Source organism: uncultured Granulicatella sp. (assembly GCF_938030755.1).
In the GTDB taxonomy this organism is placed as follows: domain Bacteria; phylum Bacillota; class Bacilli; order Lactobacillales; family Aerococcaceae; genus Granulicatella.
On record NZ_CALHIF010000026.1, the window covers coordinates 1 to 18870 of the forward strand.

Below are 18870 nucleotides of genomic sequence, written 5' to 3' on the forward strand. Positions count from 1 at the left end.
GTATTGTAGAAGCAAATGTTCGAGGCATTTTAAACTTCACACCAATTCGATTAAACGCTCCAGAAAACGTTCGAGTTCAAAACGTAGACTTAACAAACGAACTTCAAACTCTAATTTATTTCCTCGACAATCAAAAATAATTTTTGAAAGGCATCCGAAAAGGGTGCCTTTTTGTATGAAAATAAGAGTATTCAGAAATGCGAAAATTCATGATATACTATACAAAACAAGTAGAACCTTTAAATGCATAAGGGGGACTGAAGAAAATGATAAAGAAATTCAGTAGTGGAATGCTTGGAATCGTTGCAGTAATCGCGTTAATCATCGGTGGATTTGTAACGTTGAATCTGGTAAAGAAGCATGAAATGGTCACTTTAGTTCAAAGTGCACAAGTGAGAGAATCGATTGAGAATCAATTAAAAGACTTAGATCACAAAGCGTTAGAAGAAGGCGGAGCGATTGAGTCCTATGAAATTGATGTTGAGTCTATTCAGCATAACCCTATGGGAGGAATTCACTTTAAAATATACTTAAACTCCAATAAGAAATTAAGCGTGAGTTTTAGTTTGACTAAAAATCTGAATACTGGACAATTCGAACATTCTTCAACGGGATATTCAAAGGAAGTCTCAGACTTGATAAAAAATAGGCCATAAGGAATAAGAGCTTTTTCTCTAAACTAAGAATTAAAAACATAAAAAGCACTAATCGATTGCGTTTATGCAGTGATTAGTGCTTTTCTTCTGGATCTTTATCGTCTAGAGAATCATCATCCGTTTGGAAATCTTCCATGATAGTAGCAAGTTTCTTTAATTCATTGTAAGTTCGAAGCATATTGATACTTGTTACGATGTTTGTTGTTGCGAATAGACAGCAGAATAATGTGATAAAGTCAAATCCATTTCCAGGATAATGAGAGGTTGCTAGAAAGATAAAGAAGATAGCTAATGCAATTTCAAAATAAAGTTTTCTAAAGAAAATTTTTCTAGGCATTGCAATCATCCTTTCTTGTCAAAATCTTACATAATTCTTGAAAAATAAGCAAGTATTTATTCTTGATTTTTTCTGACCAAATGAGTATTATAAAACTATGAGTTAGCACTCGTGGTTTTCGAGTGCTAAAAAATAAAGGAGGATTTTATATGTTAAAGCCTTTAAAAGATAGAGTTGTTATTCAAATGGTAGAGCAAGAAGAAAAAACTGCTGGGGGATTATTCCTACCAACCACTGCTCAAGAAAAATTACAATTTGCAAAAGTAATCGCGACAAGCGAATTCACTGCTGCAGAAGACCGTCAAGTGGCGGTTGGCGATAAAGTCGTATTCGAAAAATATTCAGGAACAGAAGTAAAATTAGATGGTCAAGAATATATTATCGTGAAAGAAAAAGACATTATCGCAATTGTTGAATAAAGGGGGATACAATTATGGTGAAAGATATTAAATTTGCAGAAGACGCAAGAAGTGCCATGCTTCGCGGTGTGGACGTTTTAGCAAACACAGTAAAAGTAACATTAGGACCAAAAGGACGTAATGTTGTATTAGAAAAAGCATTCGGTTCTCCACTGATTACAAATGATGGGGTCACAATCGCCAAAGAAATCGAATTAGAAGATCATTTCGAAAACATGGGTGCAAAACTCGTGGCTGAAGTCGCTTCAAAAACAAATGATATTGCCGGTGACGGTACAACTACAGCAACTGTTTTAACACAAGCCATCGTTCGTGAAGGATTGAAAAATGTAACAGCTGGAGCAAATCCAGTAGGCATCCGTCGCGGAATTGAACTTGCGACAAAAGCAGCGGTTGAAGAATTACACCGCATTTCTCGTCCAGTAGAATCAAAAGAAGCGATCGCACAAGTTGCGGCCATTTCTTCAGGTTCAGCTGAAGTCGGTGAATTAATCGCAGAAGCTATGGAAAAGGTGGGGAACGACGGCGTTATCACAATCGAAGAATCTAAAGGGATTGAAACAGAATTAGATGTTGTAGAAGGAATGCAATTTGACCGTGGTTACTTATCACAATACATGGTAACTGATAACGACAAGATGATTGCGACTTTAGACAATCCATTTATCTTAATCACAGATAAAAAAGTGTCAAACATCCAAGAAATCATTCCATTATTAGAACAAATCGTTCAACAAGGACGTGCGTTATTAATCATCGCGGATGACGTGGATGGCGAAGCTTTACCAACATTAGTATTAAACAAATTACGCGGAACATTTAACGTGGTAGCTGTCAAAGCTCCAGGATTTGGTGACCGTCGTAAAGCGATGTTAGAAGATATCGCTGTGTTAACAGGGGCTCAAGTCATTACAGAAGACCTTGGCTTAGAATTAAAAGACGCAACATTAGCGCAATTAGGGACAGCTGGTAAAGTGGTGGTTTCTAAAGACAGCACAACAATCGTTGAAGGTGCAGGTTCTAAAGACTTAATCGCGAACCGTGTTGCTTTAATTCGCGCACAAGCACAAGATACAACAAGTGATTTCGACCGTGAAAAATTACATGAACGTCTTGCTAAATTATCAGGTGGGGTTGCCGTAATTAAAGTCGGTGCCGCTACTGAAACAGAATTAAAAGAGAAAAAACTTCGCATTGAAGATGCCCTAAATGCCACTCGCGCAGCGGTTGAAGAAGGTATCGTTTCAGGTGGAGGAACAGCTCTTGTGAACGTTCAAAAAGTAGTTGACGCTCTTGAATTAGAAGGTGACCTAGCTACAGGTGCGAAAATCGTATCTCGTTCATTAGAAGAACCATTACGTCAAATCGCAGAAAATGCGGGTCTTGAAGGTTCGGTCATTGTTGCTCGTTTGAAATCTGAAGAAAAAGGCATTGGATACAATGCTGCTACAGATGAATGGGTAAACATGATTGAAGCAGGTATCGTTGACCCAACGAAAGTAACACGTTCTGCATTACAAAATGCTGCATCTGTTTCAGCATTATTATTAACAACAGAAGCTGTGGTAGCTGACAAACCAGCTCCAGTAGCACCACCAATGCCAGGAATGGATCCGGGTATGGGCATGATGTAATCAAAGGAAGAGGGGTGAAAGTTTTTCACCCCTCTTTTTCTTTTTAGTTACAATAAAACACCGAAAGGTGCTTACTAAAAAATTGAACTTTGTTCAAAACTACGAACCCCCGAGGATTTCTCTATAGTATATGCAACGAGGTACCGGCTTGAGCCGAAGTCTCAAGCTCTTTCAAGATTCAAATGGACTCTAAAAAATAAATTTTTAAGAGTCCATAATTCGCTTTGAATGCTTACTCCCGTTGCGAATACTATGGAATCCTCGGGGTTCTTCGTTTTGAACACTTTTTTTGTGATTCTTAAAAAAGGAAGGAATAGAGAGGAAGATAAAACTTCAATCACGGAAGGATTTATTGATAATAGCTATAATGGGACAACGGTTCGAGCCTGTAGTCTCTCACCTCATAAGCCTCAAAATGGTCGTATGTAGAGGCTAGTCACAATGGTTGACGGGGGCGTTCTTTTTTGCTAAAATAGTCGTGTTGTAATTGTGAAGCACCACAGCTACAACCGCTCGGATTAGAGTACAAAAGACCGGAATCGGCACTTTAAACTGGCGAGTCTTAGTCTAAAATATAGGAGGTGCAATATGTACGCAATCGTAAAAACTGGTGGAAAACAAGTTAAAGTTGAAGTTGGTCAAGCAATCTACGTTGAAAAATTAAACGCAGAAGCTGGCGACAAAGTAACTTTCGAAGAAGTAGTATTTGTAGGTGGAGATGACGTTAAAGTTGGTGCTCCATTCGTAGCAGGTGCAACTGTTGAAGGAACTGTTGAAAAACAAGGCCGTCAAAAGAAAGTTGTAACTTTCAAATACAAACGTCGTAAAGACTCACACCGTAAACAAGGTCACCGTCAACCTTATACAAAAGTTGTTATTGACGCAATCAACGCTTAATCACGATGATTCAAGTGACTGTACACAAGAAGAACCAACGGATTGTTTCCTTTGAAATGACTGGACATGCAAACTATAGAGAACATGGTTCGGATATCGTTTGCGCAGGGGTATCGGCTCTGGCTATTACAACTGTGAACAGCATAGAGAAGTTAGCAGGATATCAACCGATTGTCGAAGTCGACGAGGGTGAAGGTGGTTACTTATATATGGAAGTTGTAGAGGACTTGACGAAAGATCAAGAACATACAACTCAAATTTTATTAAATAGTCTATTACTAGGGTTAGAAGATATTCAATCAGAATATCAAGACTTTCTAGCTGTAACTGTTGCATAATCAATCAAGGAGGTGCACAACTATGTTAAAAGTGAATTTACAATTATTCGCCCATAAAAAAGGGGGCGGTTCTACATCAAACGGACGTGACTCACAATCAAAACGTTTAGGTGCTAAACGTGCTGATGGACAATTCGTTTCAGGTGGTTCAATCTTATTCCGCCAACGTGGAACAAAAATCCATCCAGGTGAAAACGTAGGTAGAGGTGGAGACGATACTTTATTTGCTAAAGTTGACGGAATCGTACGTTTCGAACGTAAAGGCCGTGACAAAAAACAAGTATCAGTTTATCCAGTAGTTGCTGCTGAATAATAATGAGTAGGATGTGACATTCAGTCACATCCTTTTTTTTAAGAAAAATGAGAGTTTCACAAAACCGCTTCGAATGTTTCAAATCACTCTATAATAGCTATACTAGCTGCAGTGGAGGAAGCCTTGCGTCTTCCTTCCTCTCAAGCTTCAAAGGGACTCTAGGAAATGAATTTCCAGAGTCAATAATTCACATTGAGTACAATCGCTAGTATTTCTATTATAGGATTTGAAAGTTCTACGTAGTTTTGTTAGTAAAAATGTGAATGAACCTATTCCATAGTTTTCAAAGCTCAAAGACTCTTAAAAATAGAAGGAGGGATTTTTATAGAAACGGGAAAAGAAATCCAAGCGTTCGAGGAATTGGCAAAAGTAGTAGAGATGCTTCAAAAAGAAATCGGCTATTCGAATGTAGAAGCCCTAGGGGAAACCTTACAAAACATTCTCAATAACAACACCGCGCAACAAGTTGAAGGCCTGCCAAGTAATGAGGTGGTCCAAGAATTAAACAAAGTGTATAAAGAATTAGATTTAACCAGCTATTCGAGTGAAGAGATTCGCCGTATGATTCAATTCACGTTCTTGAAAGCCGCTAAAGAAGATGGTTTGCAAACCATCCATCAAATGACTCCAGATGCAATCGGCTTACTCGTGGCGTATATGATTGACCAAATGACGAAGAAAGACCAAGCTATTACAATTGCGGATTTTGCTGCGGGAAGTGGAAATTTACTGAGTACGATTCTCTTATTTTTACAATCAGCAGGAAAACCAGCCCAAGCGACGGCTATTGATAATGATGAAGTACTCGTTCATTTAGCTTTACAAGCTTTTGCATTAGAACAATTAGATGTGAAGACTTCCTTGCAAGATGGCTTGCAAGATTCACTTGTGGAACCACAAGATTTCGTAGTAAGTGATTTACCGATTGGATATTATCCTGTCGATGCCAACGCCGCTCGTTTTGAGACAAAAAATGAAGAAGGTCATTCTTTTGCCCATCATTTACTGATTGAACAGCATATTCGCTATTTGAAGGAAGCGGGAATCGGATTGTTCATCGTTCCGACAAATCTATTTGAGACTGTCGAAGGGAAAACGTTACTGGCTTACTTGCAAAAAGAAACATATGTACAAGCAATGCTCGCTTTCCCTCGCAATTTATTTAAAGATGTGCAATTTAGTAAGTCTTTACTCATTGTACAAAAAAGAGGGGGTTCGGCTAAACAAGTGAGTCAAGTCCTTCTCGGGGATATCCCAGAATTTAAAAACAGAGAAAAATTCAGAAAATTCACTCTAACATTCGAAAAATGGGCACAAGAAATGTTATAATGAATCTGTTAGACCCAGATGCGGGCTTAATTTTAAATTAAAGGAGAATGTGCATGTCAAAATCAATCGCGATTAATGCAGGAAGTTCAAGCTTGAAATTCCAATTATTTAATATGCCACAAGAAGAAGTGGTGGCTAAAGGGTTAGTAGAACGTATCGGATTAGGAGATTCAATCTTCTCAATCAGCTATGGAGACGACCAAAAATTTGAAGTGGTAGAAGATATTCCAAACCACGAAGTTGCGGTAGAAAAATTATTAGAACAATTAGTAGCGTTAAACATTATTTCTTCATTCGATGAAATCACTGGTGTTGGTCACCGTGTCGTTGCAGGTGGAGAATTATTCAAAGATTCAGCTTTAGTAGATGATACTGTTATCCAACAAGTAGAAGACTTAGCAGAATTTGCTCCATTACACAACAAAGCAGAAGCTGTAGGAATGCGCGCATTCAAACACATCTTACCAGACATTACAAGTGTTGCTGTATTCGATACTTCATTCCATACAACAATGCCTAAAAAAGCTTATTTATACAGCATTCCAATGGAATACTACAAAAAATTCAAAGCGCGTAAATACGGAGCTCACGGAACAAGCCACCGCTATGTTTCACGTCGTGCTGCTGAATTATTAGGCAAACCAATTGAAGAATTAAAAATCATCACTTGCCATTTAGGAAACGGTGCTTCAATTACTGCGGTTGATGGTGGTAAATCTGTAGATACATCTATGGGATTCACTCCACTTGCAGGGGTTACAATGGGAACTCGTTCAGGGGATATCGATGCTTCATTAGTAGCATTCTTAATGAACAAATTAAATATTACAGACGTTAACGAAATGGTTGACATCTTAAACAAAAAATCAGGGCTATTAGGCCTTTCAGGTGTATCAAGCGACATGCGTGACGTTGAAGCTGCGAGTGAAACAAACGAAGATGCTAAAGTTGCAGTGGAAATTTTCGTTGACCGCGTTCAAAAATACATTGGACAATATGTTGCTGTTATGAACGGTGTGGACGCTATCGTCTTCACTGCTGGTATCGGTGAAAACTCTAAATCAATTCGTTCTCGTATCATCAACGGTTTAACTTGGTTCGGTTGCGATATCGATCCTGAGCGTAATGATACTCGTTCAGAAGCAATCATTTCTTCTGAAGGTGCGAAAGTTACAGTATTAAATATCCCAACTAATGAAGAGGTTGAGATTGCGCGTGACATCGAACGTTTACGCAAATAAGAGAACCGAAGGTTCAAACGAGAAACTATAAAAAATCCTTTGGATTAACTTTATAGTAGTCATTGTAGGAGACCGGCTCGAGCCGAAGTCTCTCACCTATCGAATTCAAAGAGCCCCATGGCGGATCATCCGCTGTGGGGCTCTACTTCATTTCGATTCTTATTCTCTACTATCACTACTATAAAATTCAAGGTTTATCCGTTTCTCTTCAAAGGTGCAGATTATTGCGTAAATCCTTCTCAGTAGGCTACGCGAGACGGAGTGTGGGAGTGGAGACAGGCTCTCGCCTGCCAAATTCAAAGGCTCTCTTGGCGATAAATCGCTGAGAGAGCCTTTGAATTTGTCGTTGTTGTTATGGGATTTCTTTGAATTTTTGGAATTTTAATTGCTAGAGGTCGGGTCAAGCGTCGCACGCTTGCTCGGGGTTACAGGGGCGGAGCAAACCTCTATAAAAGACGACCATGAATTTGATTATACCGCTACTAAAAATAAAAAAAAGACTTTTAAGCAGAAAAAAAGAGGAGTAAAATTAGTATATACATAAAAACAAAATAAAAAGTAAAGGAGAAAAATACAATGAAAAAGGTGTTTATAAGTTTTATAGCTATGTTGTCAGTGGTATTCTTCTTTATTTCGAGTAAAGGGTATGCAAATGAAGTTGTAGATAATACCGTTACGGAACAACAAAATTTAGAGGGACAAGTTCTTTCTCATTATTTAAAATTGGAGGAAAAAGAAGGTCATTATACTTTACATTTTTACAATAAAAAAGAATTAAAAAAAGTTTTAAAAAGCTTTGATAAAGAATTGACTGTAGAGAAGATTAACGAAGCTGTTGCGGAAATTAATGATGTGCTTGATAAAGAAAATGGGGTGGAACCTCTTTCTGATTATTTTAAAGCTTTAAAGAATAAAACTTTAGTTATTCACAATATAGATAATCGTTCGTATACAGGTTTTAGGAATGCATGCTCTTGGACTGTCTTTGGAGTGTGTAATTTTCATTCTTTGCTATATACCGGAGCAGCCTTGGCGTTAGGTGTTACTGGGGTCGGTTCTGCAGTGATCCAAGCACTAGTTGCAGCAGTTCCTTTAACGCCTGGAGTAGGTTTTTGGGAAAGAGTTTTAATTTTTGTTTTATTTATGTCGTTTATCATATCAACGATTTGTTTAGTTAAGTTTTTAAGTAAAAATAAGAGACAGCGTTAAGCTGTCTCTTATTTTTACTTCTTATCTTGATACTATATACAAACAACTACAATTTTAAAAATAGCTCTAAAGCTTTGGTATAAAAAGAAAAACTAGCTTTTTAGGTTCTCGTTTTCAGGTATTTTGGGATGTGGGGGGGATTTTTGTTGGTAGAGTACGTGACCAATGTCATACTCCTAGTATAGGGTTCATCCGTTGTATTCAGAGTAATTCGAACGAATGCTAATTTTTCAAGTATTTGTCATGTGTTGTCGTAGGCTATATAATAAAGATATCTATACTTTGAAGGAGTACTTATGACTCAAGGAATTATTATTAAAGCGCTGAGTGGATTTTATTACATTGAATCCGATGGAATGATTTATCAGACTCGTGCGCGTGGAGTTTTCCGCAAAAGAGGACAATCGCCTCTAGTAGGAGATGTGGTTGAATTTGAAAGTAGTAATCTTCAAGAGGGAACCCTCACGAAAATCCTGCCACGGAAAAACACAATAATCCGACCGCCTGTAGCCAATGTCGATGTTGGCATTATTGTGATGTCTGCGGTGGAACCAGAATTTTCAACACATCTCGTGGATCGCTTCCTTGTATACCTTGAAGGATTACAAGTGCATCCAATTATCATGGTTACTAAGACCGATTTGTTAACAGCGCAAGGATTAGAAAAGCTTGAGGACATCCGAAAAAATTATCAAAAAATCGGTTATCCTGTCTTTTTTGGACAAGAAGTGATGAAAGATAAAACGCCATTTTTGGAAGCTTTGAAAGGTCAGAAAGTGATTTTTCTTGGACAATCTGGAGTAGGAAAATCAACGCTTCTTAATGAAATGATTCCGGAATTAAACCAAGAAACGGGAGAGATTTCGAATGCGTTAGGGCGTGGGCGACATACGACTCGTCACGTTTCACTTCATGAAATCGAAGGCGTGTGGATTGCGGATACACCGGGATTTAGTACGGTTGATTTTATGGGGATTGAGAAGGAAGACTTACCGCATTTATTCCCTGAGTTTGTCGAAGTAGAACATGAATGTAAATTCAGAGAATGTTCGCATCAACACGAGCCAAACTGCGCCGTGATTCAAGGCGTAGAGTCAGGAGACATTTGGCAAGAGCGATACGACCATTATTTGAATTTCTATGAAGAGCTGGACCAAAGAAAACCAGTCTATAAACGAAAAAAATAGTCAGAGGAGAAAAACATGAAAGTAGCACCATCAATTTTAAGCGCAAATTTTGCAACATTAGGAGAAGACGTTAAGAAAGTCGAAAAATTAGGAGCAGACTGGATTCATATCGATGCCATGGACGGACAATTCGTTCCAAACCTAACATTAGGACCAAATATCGTTGAAGGATTACGTCCTGTAACGGATTTAGTATTAGATTGCCATTTAATGGTCCAAAACCCAGAACGCTTCATTCCACAATTCGCAAAAGCAGGAGCAGACTACATCTCTGTTCACGTGGAAGCAACACCACATATCCACCGCGCACTTCAAGCGATTAAAGCAGAAGGCGTGAAAGCCGGTGTCGTGATTAACCCAGGAACACCAGTAAGTGCCATTTCTGCAGTTTTAAGCGAAGTGGACTTAGTATTAGTGATGACAGTGAACCCAGGATTCGGCGGACAATCATTCATTCCAGAAACATTAGACAAAGTTCGCGAATTAGTAGCGTTACGCCAGAGAAAAGGCTACCACTACTTAATTGAAGTAGACGGCGGAGTGAACGGCGAAACAGCGAAACTTTGCGCAGCAGCAGGGGTAGACGTTGCCGTTGCCGGTTCATATGTATACTACGCAGACGATATCAAAGCTGCGATTGATTCAATCAAAGAAACTTAAGAGGGACGAAGATGGAAGTTGTGATTGTCTTGGGAGGACCCAATACCAAAGAGGATATCAAGAAGCTCTTAGAAAATCGATACGCAAAGGCCTATGAAGACTTCCGGTTTATCGGCGTCGACGGTGGGGCTCTTCGGTTATTAGATCAGCATATTCCCATGGAAGTAGCCATTGGTGACTTTGATTCTGTCACAAAAGAACAGCGCGACTTGATTCATGAGGCGGCGAACACGATTGTCGAGCTTCCTTCTGAAAAAGACGATACGGATTTTGAGGCTGCACTGTTATGGGTGAAGGAGCATTACGAAGGAGTACCGATTCATGTGCTCGGTTCCTTTGGCGGACGAGTGGACCACGCAATTAGTACCTTATGGACGATGATGCGACCAGACTTAGCACCGCTTATTCCGTATGTGGTGTTTGAGGATGCAACGAATGTCGTGAATTTCATCCAGCCAGGTACATACACGATTGAAAAGATGGACTTTACAAAGTATCTTTCCTTTATTAGTATGACTCCTGTGGAAAATTTAACTCTACAAAATGTTAAATACACCCTCGATTCAAAAAGCTACGCGTACCCAGTGGCCCTTGTCAGCAATGAATTTACAAGTGACAAGATGACCATCTCCTTTACAAAAGGACTTATCCTAGTCGCCCAAACCCGAGATCATTGGAGATAACACAAAACATCGCACAATTAGGATGAATTACCTACACCAAAAAAGAAAAAATCATTAAATCCTTCGCTTGTAGAGCTGGGAATTTATAATTTGTCGAGGAAGAAACATGAATTTTAATAGGATGATTCCCGAATTGTCAGTTTTTGATATTGAACAGACTAAAAAATTTTATAGAGAATTAGGATTTAAAATTGAATATGAACGTACTGAAGATAAATTTGTTTTCATGTCATTTCAAGATAGTCAGTTTATGTTTGAACAAATTCACGATGATGGTTGGAATATAGGTGAACTAGTATATCCATTAGGAAGAGGAATAAATTTTTCAATAGCTGTTGATGATATTGAAGAGCTTTATAAATTAGTGAATAATTTGAATATAGAATTATACAGAGAACTAACTAGAAACATATATCAAGTTAATGGAATAGAAGAAATGCAAATAGAGTTTTTAATACAAGATCCAAATGGGTATTTGTTGAGATTTACAAATTAACAAATACCAATTTGTCTAATTAAATAAAAAACACAAAGACGATAGAAAAATCAAAAATCTATCGTCTTTTTTCATGCCTATTTTCAATTTATATTGCAATCCATTCACATTAAGTTTGAGACTTAATTTTAAATTTGAAAGCCATTAAGGCCATATTCTTCGCTTAGTTTGTCAAAATGCTTTACCCAAAAATGAATGATATGATTCTTTTCGTGAGATGTTTTTCACAAAGTTAGTTGAAATTCCAAAATTCACTTATAAGTGAATTTTGGAATTTTTTCGTTCCCCGTTGTTTTCAATAATAGAACCTCTATCATCCTTATCTCTAAGCTTTTTGTAGCGGATAAAACCTCAACAGACGGATAAACTTACAAATGATGAAAATAGATTTCATTTCTTTGAGATTGCTTCAAACCTCTATCTCATAGGCTTTTCAAAAACTCCATTTTTTGAAATAAAAATTAAAAAATGCGCATCGATTTAAAAGTATGAGAAGCACCACCCATGGTCCCTTGGTTTCCTGGCATTAAACTCAGGTAAAGGAGCACCTGTTTAAGCAGATAAAAAACTTAGGCGATACCCAAGCTCTTTTTATAAAAGTGGGGCTTAAAATAATTGAGGTTCAATGATAAAGCATGAAAAGCTGCTTGAGGCGGATAGCGGTCATTGTAATGGAAAAGTAACCAATGTGAATTACCAAGGATTAGCGACTGGTCGCTTAGCCTTGGTTTGAAGCTTGGTAGGCAAGGAGACCTTAGGCTCCTGCCGGTACCATTACAAAGATGTCCGCTATCCAAAACGTCAAGCAGCTTGAAATGCAATTAGCATACATGATCTATTGTTTTAAGCCTTCGGCTTAATTTTAGATAAACAAAAAGAGCTTAGGGATATCGCCTAAGCTCTTTTTAATAGTGCTCTGTATTAAACACGTTCTACTTTACCTGATTTTAATGCACGAGTTGAAACCCATACTTTTTTAGGTTTGCCGTCGATTAAAACACGAACTTTTTGTAAGTTTGGTTTCCAAGTACGGCGGTTAGCGTTCAAAGCGTGAGAACGAGTGTTACCTGTTTCAGAACGACGTCCAGTGAAATAACATACTTTAGCCATTTTCATTCTCCTCCTTTATTTAATTCATTATCAGCTGATATAATTTTGAACTAAATCATATACCTAAATAATTTAGCATAGTTGAAGTAAGATTGCAAGTGAGTCGGTTATACAGATTGCCCCCCTTTTAAAAATTGATAAAAAACTAGGTAATCGAGTAGTAATGTGATATTATAGTATAGAAATAATGTGTCAATCTGTCTAAAAATAGGCAGAAACCTTTATACATTCAAAGGGAGGTATTCGTATGACAGTAAAAATTCAAACAGAAAATGGACAAATTGAACTGAGCAATGAAGTCATTGCAACGGTTGTAGGTGGAGCTGCAACAGACAACTATGGGGTAGTTGGGATGGCCAGCCGCAATCAAATTCGTGACAACTTAAATGATATTTTGAAGAGAGAAAACTTTTCTCGTGGCGTAGTAATCCGTCAAGAAGATGAGGGCGTTGCGGTTGATGTTTACATTATTGTTGGATACGGTACTAAAATTTCTGCAATTTGTAGAAATGTACAAGAACAAGTGAAATACAACTTAGAAACAATGTTAGGATTCTCTGCGAACACAGTGAATGTATATGTTCAAGGAGTTAAAATCATCGAAGCGTAATGCTTGTTGATTCTAGTCAGGAGGAAGTAAGAAAAATATGGCAACTATGAAAACTATTACGGCTCAAGATTTCCGCGCAATGGTAGAAATCGGTGAAATGCGTTTATCTGAAAATGCAGAATTCGTAAACTCATTAAACGTATTCCCGGTTCCAGATGGAGACACAGGGACAAACATGATGCTCTCATTCAAATCTGGTGCGGAACGTGTGGCAAACTCTACAGCAACAACTGTAGGGGATTTAGCGCAAGATTTAGCAAAAGGATTATTAATGGGTGCTCGTGGGAACTCAGGAGTTATCTTATCTCAATTATTCCGTGGATTCTCTAAAGCGGTTGAGGGGAAAGATGTCATCACTGGTGAAGAATTAGCCCAAGCATTTACAAACGGTGTGGAAACAGCATATAAAGCCGTTATGAAACCTGTTGAAGGAACCATCCTTACTGTTGCTCGTGAATCTGCAAAACGTGGTGTTCGCAAACTAGAAACTTCAAACGACATCATCGAAGTAATGGGATCAGTATTACGTGGAGCTGAAAAATCTTTAGCAAAAACTCCAGATTTACTACCAGTATTAAAAGAAGTAGGCGTAGTGGATTCAGGTGGTCAAGGTTTAGTATTCATTTACAACGGATTCTTCGAAGCATTAACAGGGGAAGCCGTTCCAGTTCAATCATTACAAAGCAATAAAATCGATTTAACTTCAGTGGCTCACCACGAAGCAGGCGTTGACTACGAACATGTATCAACTGGCGACATCAAATTCGGTTACTGTACTGAAATCATGGTGAAAATCGGTGAAGGTGAAACAGTCGTAGATACATTCGACTACGATACTTTCCGAAACTACTTAAACGAACTTGGAGATTCTCTATTAGTAGTAGCAGACGATGAAATCATCAAAGTACACGTGCATACAGAGCGTCCAGGTGAAGTCATGAACTACGGACAACGCTTCGGTTCATTAATGAAAGTGAAAGTAGACAACATGCGCTTGCAACACGAAGAAGTGCTAAAAACAGACTACACTGCAAAGGTAAAAGAAGCAGCTCAAAAACAAAAAGCGGAATACGGAATCGTAGCAGTTGCTGCAGGTGAAGGTGTTCAAGAATTATTCAAGAGCATGGGTGTAACGACAATCATCAACGGTGGTCAAACAATGAACCCAAGTACGGAAGATATTCTTCAAGCCGTAAAAGAAGCGCATGCTGAAAAAGTCATCGTATTACCAAACAACAAAAACATTCAAATGGCTGCAAACCAAGCGGCTGAAGTATCAGAAGATGCTGCAGTTGCCGTTATTGCAACTCGTACCATTTCAGAAGGGTTAGCTTCATTATTAGCGTTCAACCCAGAAGCAAGCTTAGAAGAAAACCAAGCTGCAATGAGCGAACAAATGGCGCTTGTATCAAGTGGTCAAATCACTAACGCTGTTCGCGATACAAACATTGATGGCGTTGAAATTAAGAAAGACGACTTCATGGGTATTGTAGATGGTAAAATCTTAGTAAGTATTGCAGATCGTAAGGAAGCAACTCTTGCGACAATCGAGAAGATGATCGACGACGATTCAGAGATCCTAACAATCATCTATGGTGAAGACGCTGAAGCAAGCGAAGTGGAAGAAATCACTGAAGCTGTAGAAGCGAAATACCCTGATGTAGAGGTTGAAGTCCACGAAGGAAACCAACCAGTATACACTTACTTATTATCTGTAGAATAATAAATTTAAAATAATCGAAAGACTTCGAATCCTTATGGATTCCTCTATAATAACTGTAATGGGGTATCGGTTCGAGCCGAAGTCTCTCACCTTTAAAGCCTCAAAGCTGGAGTAAGGAATAAATTCCTAACTCCAGCTTTTTCGCATTTAATACCATTCCCCATTACTGTTATTATAGGATCCGTAAGTTTCTCCGTCTTTCGCTTTTTTTCTATTAATAAGTAAGTGTAACTGGTTGGTTTTGGTGCTCACATCAGGGATTGCGCTTCTACAGAGGGTGCTTTCTTGTTTTCGCGTGCTTCTGAGTCTTCACTCGCCTCCAAATGGGAAAATGGGAACGGAGTGGGTGCTCCTCAAAAATCGTAGTGCTGTGAGGGCAAGCTCTGTACTTGGTAGGACGCACATATAAAATCCCTGCATTGTAAAAGTTGAGGAGAGAGAAAGGAAAGGGCTGCACTTAGTGGAAGGCACATTAAAACACCCTGCACTGTAGGGTTCAAGGAGAGAGGAAGAAAAATGAGGGAGGGAAGTACCTTGAAATATTCCTGGAAAGCCTTTCGGATTCTATATTCGCATGAATAGCGATCGTACTCGATGCGAATTACTGATACTTGGAAAGAATTTCCTAGTATCAGTTTGAGGCTTGAGAGGAAAGGAGACAGTAGGCTCCTTCCGGTACAGCTATTCACGCGAATATGAAGATATCCGAAAGGATGAAAGGAATATTTAGCACAATTTCTTAACTCCTCCCTCATTTTCCTTCCCCTTGACGATTAAACGGAACTTGAATTACACTTATTAAAGTAGAAAGGATGTGATTGGATGAGTGAAGTCTTTCAAAGTGTGCAAGTCTTGCCAGGCGTTGGACCAAAACGATTGGAGCCATTAGCTGAGCTTGGCATTGAGACAGTTTATGACCTGTTAACGCATTTTCCGTTTCGTTATGAAGATATTCAAATTCGTGATGTGCAAACGATTATGGATCAAGAAAAAGTCACGCTAAAAGGGCTTGTGGCGACGCAACCGGTTGTGAGCTACTATGGCTTCAAGAAGAATCGTTTGGCGTTTCGCATGGCGATTGATACTCAAGTCATCCAAATCGCGTTCTTTAATCAGCCGTATTTAAAAGATAAAGTGGTTCAAGGAGAAGAGATTGCTATTTACGGAAAATGGGATGCCAAAAGAACAACCTTGATGGGGATGAAAATCTTATCGAATCGTTCGGTTGAGGATGAAGAAGGAGACCAAGTTGAGGCGGTTTATCGCACGAATAAATCGTTGAAACAGGCAACGATTCTCAAACTCGTTCAAACGGCGATGGATCATTTTGAAGATAAAATTCCAGAAGTATTACCAGGAGAATTGACGGAGTCGCACCACTTGATGAGACATAGGGATGCTGTACGGGCAATGCATTTTCCAAAAGATGAATTGGAAAGACAGAGTGCGCAATACCAACTCGTCTACCAGGAGCTCTTCTTATATCAACTGCGCTTGCAATGGATGCGTCAGAAACGCCACCAGCAAACTAAAGGGCAAGCGGTTCTGTATGATAATGCTCAGTTAAAGTCGTTTATTCAGACCTTGCCGTTTGAACTGACAGAAGGGCAAAAGAAAGTCGTGAATGAGATTTGCTTTGACTTGCGCGCTCCTTACGAGATGAATCGTCTCTTACAGGGGGATGTAGGGAGCGGGAAGACGATTGTAGCAACGATTGCCATGGTCGCAACGGCTCTAACAGGCAAGCAAGCAGCGCTTATGGTTCCAACAGAAATTCTAGCGGAACAACATATGCTGACGATTGAAAAATTAATTCAGGGGACAGATTTGAAAGCCGTGTTGTTAACCGGAAGTATGAATCGTTCGCAGAAGAAGCGAAAAGAGTTACTCGCAACGATTGAGAGTGGTGAGGCAAATCTTGTAATCGGGACTCATGCCTTGTTCCAACAAGATGTGAATTTTAAAGACTTAGCTTTTGTCGTGATTGACGAACAACATCGCTTCGGGGTGCAGCAACGTCAGGCGCTGGCTGGAAAAGGAGCGGGAGTGAATGTTCTTCAAATGACGGCGACACCAATTCCCAGAACACTTGCCATTACGGCTTTCGGGGAAATGGATACGTCCATCCTCGGTGAGATTCCTCGTGGTCGTCAGCCGATAAAAACGACTTGGGTTCGTGAGCAGGAAATGGAACAAATTTTTGACTTCGTGGAGCGACAAATTCAAAAAGGGCGCCAAGCGTATATGATTTCGCCTTTAATCGAAGAGTCGGAACATCTCGATGTGCAAAATGCCGAAGAGATTTACCGCATGATTTCAGCGCATTTCTCAGACCGCGTGAAAGTGGGACTCCTGCACGGTAAGATGCCGGCTGAAGAAAAAGAAGCGGTGATGGCGGACTTTAAAGCCAACAAGCTACAAGTACTCGTCTCTACAACGGTGATTGAAGTTGGGGTGGACGTGCCGAATGCCACAGTGATGGTGATTTTAGATGCGGACCGATTCGGATTAGCCCAACTCCACCAATTGCGTGGACGTGTCGGCCGTGGCCAACATGCCTCAAGCTGTATTTTAGTGGCGAGTCCCAAGACCGAAAACGGGAAAGAGCGTATGCGTATTATGTGCGAGTCGACGGATGGATTTTATCTCAGTCAAAAAGACTTGGAGCTCCGTGGTTCTGGGGATGTATTTGGGGTCAAACAGTCTGGTATTCCAGACTTTAAGATTGCCGACTTGATACGAGATTATGATATACTAGAACAAGCACGTAAAGATGCAATCCTTTATGCCTCGGAAGATCCAGCAGGAGAAAAAGTCGAGACAAAACGCATGAAGGCCTTTATTAAACAAACAACGAAAGAAATCAATGGATAACTTCACGGCCACGTGGCTAGAAGAGGAGGAACAACAATGGTAAGAATTGCAATTGACGCGATGGGTGGAGATAATGCTCCAAAAGAAATCGTCCAAGGGGTCGTCCTTGCAGCAAAGGAAATGCCAACTGTCGAGTTTCAATTATACGGAGACGAAGCAAAAGTGAACGCATGCTTGGAGGAATCACTTCCAAATATTCGCGTGATTCACTGTTCAGAAAAAATCAACTCTGATGATGAACCGGTTAAAGCGATTCGTTCGAAGAAAGACGCTTCAATGGTCGTTGCGGCTAAAGCTGTTAAAGAAGGGGAAGCTGATGCCCTCTTCTCTTGCGGAAACACAGGGGCCCTTCTAACGGCTGGATTACTAGTGGTTGGCCGTATTAAAGGAATCGACCGTCCAGGATTGATGCCAGTGTTGCCTGTTCTTGGAAAAGACAACCGTCAATTTATTATGATGGATGTTGGTGCGAACGCGGAATGTAAACCGAAAAACGTTCACCAATTCGGTATTCTTGGAAGCTATTATTCAAAATACGTTCTTGGTTACGAGAACCCAACAGTCGGCTTATTAAATAACGGAGCTGAAGAAGGAAAAGGGAACGAACTCGCAAAAGAAGTTTACGGACTCTTGAAAGAAGACGAGAGCTTAAACTTTGTCGGAAACGTGGAAGCTCGTGACATCTTAACAGGTGCTGCGGATGTCGTGGTGACAGACGGATTCACAGGAAACGCGGTCCTAAAGACCATCGAAGGAACAGCGCTTGCGATGATGAGTCTTCTAAAAGAAGGCATCAAAGGGCAGGGAATCCAAGGAAAACTTGGAGCGCTATTATTGAAGAATACCTTCTACGGATTAAAGAATACATTGGACTACTCACAATTCGGGGGTGCGGTGCTCTTTGGGCTTAAGGGAGCAGTCGTGAAATCACACGGTTCTTCAAAATCAGACAGCGTGTACCATGCGATGAAACAAATAGATACAATCGTATCCAGTGGAGTCATCAACGACTTAGTGGCACACTTTGAACAAACAGCGGAATAAAGAAATAGGACTCTCTTCTATCATGGAAGAGAGTTTTTTGATAATATTTATAAATTTCATAAAGTCGCAATAAATTCTTAGGAATTCTCACAAAAAAAGGGTACAATGGG

19 protein-coding genes, 1 pseudogene and 1 other annotated feature are annotated in these 18870 nt (G+C 39.6%); of the genes and pseudogenes, 18 read left to right on the forward strand and 2 right to left on the reverse strand.

What is annotated here, in order from left to right; translation table 11 throughout:
• Together Q0594_RS02885 and Q0594_RS02890 are read left to right on the forward strand one after the other, a co-directional pair.
• Window positions 1–140, forward strand: a pseudogene (locus Q0594_RS02885) (redox-sensing transcriptional repressor Rex); the annotation flags it as partial.
• Between the two features lie 126 nt (window positions 141–266).
• Window positions 267–656 (forward strand): DUF1310 family protein, encoded by a 390-nt coding sequence (locus Q0594_RS02890; protein WP_298729513.1) that lies wholly within the window; start codon window positions 267–269, stop codon window positions 654–656.
• Between the two features lie 73 nt (window positions 657–729).
• On the opposite strand, the gene Q0594_RS02895 is transcribed toward Q0594_RS02890, so the two are convergent.
• A complete protein-coding gene (locus tag Q0594_RS02895; RefSeq protein WP_298729514.1) occupies window positions 730–993 on the reverse strand; it encodes a hypothetical protein in 264 nt (87 codons plus the stop codon).
• Between the two features lie 149 nt (window positions 994–1142).
• Between Q0594_RS02895 and Q0594_RS02900 the strand changes: the two genes are divergently transcribed.
• The 12 genes from Q0594_RS02900 (at window position 1143) to Q0594_RS02955 (ending at window position 11399) form a co-directional block, all read left to right on the forward strand.
• Window positions 1143–1412 (forward strand): co-chaperone GroES, encoded by a 270-nt coding sequence (locus Q0594_RS02900; protein WP_005607270.1) that lies wholly within the window; start codon window positions 1143–1145, stop codon window positions 1410–1412.
• A gap of 14 nt (window positions 1413–1426) precedes the next feature.
• Entirely contained in the window at window positions 1427–3046 is a 1620-nt protein-coding gene (gene groL, locus Q0594_RS02905) for a chaperonin GroEL (protein ID WP_049554368.1), read from the forward strand.
• A gap of 497 nt (window positions 3047–3543) precedes the next feature.
• Window positions 3544–3619, forward strand: a sequence feature (ribosomal protein L21 leader region).
• 15 nt (window positions 3620–3634) lie between these two features.
• A complete protein-coding gene (rplU, locus tag Q0594_RS02910) occupies window positions 3635–3943 on the forward strand; it encodes a 50S ribosomal protein L21 (protein WP_005607264.1) in 309 nt (102 codons plus the stop codon).
• 5 nt (window positions 3944–3948) lie between these two features.
• A complete protein-coding gene (locus Q0594_RS02915) occupies window positions 3949–4281 on the forward strand; it encodes a ribosomal-processing cysteine protease Prp (protein WP_298729515.1) in 333 nt (110 codons plus the stop codon).
• Window positions 4282–4303: 22 nt separating this feature from the next.
• Entirely contained in the window at window positions 4304–4594 is a 291-nt protein-coding gene (gene rpmA / locus Q0594_RS02920; RefSeq protein ID WP_298649642.1) for a 50S ribosomal protein L27, read from the forward strand.
• A gap of 360 nt (window positions 4595–4954) precedes the next feature.
• The gene (locus tag Q0594_RS02925) at window positions 4955–5923 is read left to right on the forward strand and encodes a class I SAM-dependent methyltransferase (RefSeq protein ID WP_298729516.1); all 969 of its coding nucleotides are present in this window, start codon (window positions 4955–4957) and stop codon (window positions 5921–5923) included.
• A gap of 53 nt (window positions 5924–5976) precedes the next feature.
• A complete protein-coding gene (locus Q0594_RS02930; RefSeq protein ID WP_298729517.1) occupies window positions 5977–7164 on the forward strand; it encodes an acetate kinase in 1188 nt (395 codons plus the stop codon).
• Window positions 7165–7740: 576 nt separating this feature from the next.
• A complete protein-coding gene (locus Q0594_RS02935) occupies window positions 7741–8373 on the forward strand; it encodes a hypothetical protein (RefSeq protein WP_298729518.1) in 633 nt (210 codons plus the stop codon).
• A gap of 296 nt (window positions 8374–8669) precedes the next feature.
• Window positions 8670–9560, forward strand: a complete 891-nt coding sequence (gene rsgA / locus Q0594_RS02940; RefSeq protein ID WP_298729519.1) for a ribosome small subunit-dependent GTPase A — start codon at window positions 8670–8672, stop codon at window positions 9558–9560.
• Window positions 9561–9575: 15 nt separating this feature from the next.
• Window positions 9576–10220, forward strand: a complete 645-nt coding sequence (gene rpe, locus Q0594_RS02945; RefSeq protein ID WP_298729521.1) for a ribulose-phosphate 3-epimerase — start codon at window positions 9576–9578, stop codon at window positions 10218–10220.
• Between the two features lie 11 nt (window positions 10221–10231).
• Entirely contained in the window at window positions 10232–10903 is a 672-nt protein-coding gene (locus Q0594_RS02950; protein WP_298729522.1) for a thiamine diphosphokinase, read from the forward strand.
• Between the two features lie 106 nt (window positions 10904–11009).
• Window positions 11010–11399: a VOC family protein gene (locus Q0594_RS02955; RefSeq protein ID WP_298729523.1), complete on the forward strand. Its 390-nt coding sequence runs from the start codon at window positions 11010–11012 to the stop codon at window positions 11397–11399.
• A gap of 921 nt (window positions 11400–12320) precedes the next feature.
• Here the strand turns inward: Q0594_RS02955 and rpmB are convergent.
• Window positions 12321–12509 (reverse strand): 50S ribosomal protein L28, encoded by a 189-nt coding sequence (rpmB, locus tag Q0594_RS02960; RefSeq protein ID WP_298729524.1) that lies wholly within the window; start codon window positions 12507–12509, stop codon window positions 12321–12323.
• 247 nt (window positions 12510–12756) lie between these two features.
• Between rpmB and Q0594_RS02965 the strand changes: the two genes are divergently transcribed.
• The 4 genes from Q0594_RS02965 to plsX all read left to right on the forward strand — a co-directional run bounded on the left by Q0594_RS02965 (window position 12757) and on the right by plsX (window position 18760).
• Window positions 12757–13119, forward strand: coding sequence for an Asp23/Gls24 family envelope stress response protein (locus Q0594_RS02965; RefSeq protein ID WP_298729525.1), 363 nt, complete (start codon window positions 12757–12759; stop codon window positions 13117–13119).
• Window positions 13120–13165: 46 nt separating this feature from the next.
• Entirely contained in the window at window positions 13166–14842 is a 1677-nt protein-coding gene (locus Q0594_RS02970; protein ID WP_298729549.1) for a DAK2 domain-containing protein, read from the forward strand.
• A gap of 822 nt (window positions 14843–15664) precedes the next feature.
• Entirely contained in the window at window positions 15665–17716 is a 2052-nt protein-coding gene (gene recG, locus Q0594_RS02975) for an ATP-dependent DNA helicase RecG (RefSeq protein WP_298729526.1), read from the forward strand.
• 36 nt (window positions 17717–17752) lie between these two features.
• Window positions 17753–18760 carry a phosphate acyltransferase PlsX gene (plsX, locus tag Q0594_RS02980; RefSeq protein WP_298729527.1) on the forward strand — a complete coding sequence of 336 codons (1008 nt, stop codon included), beginning with the start codon at window positions 17753–17755 and terminating at the stop codon, window positions 18758–18760.
• The last annotated feature ends 110 nt before the right edge of the window (window positions 18761–18870 follow it).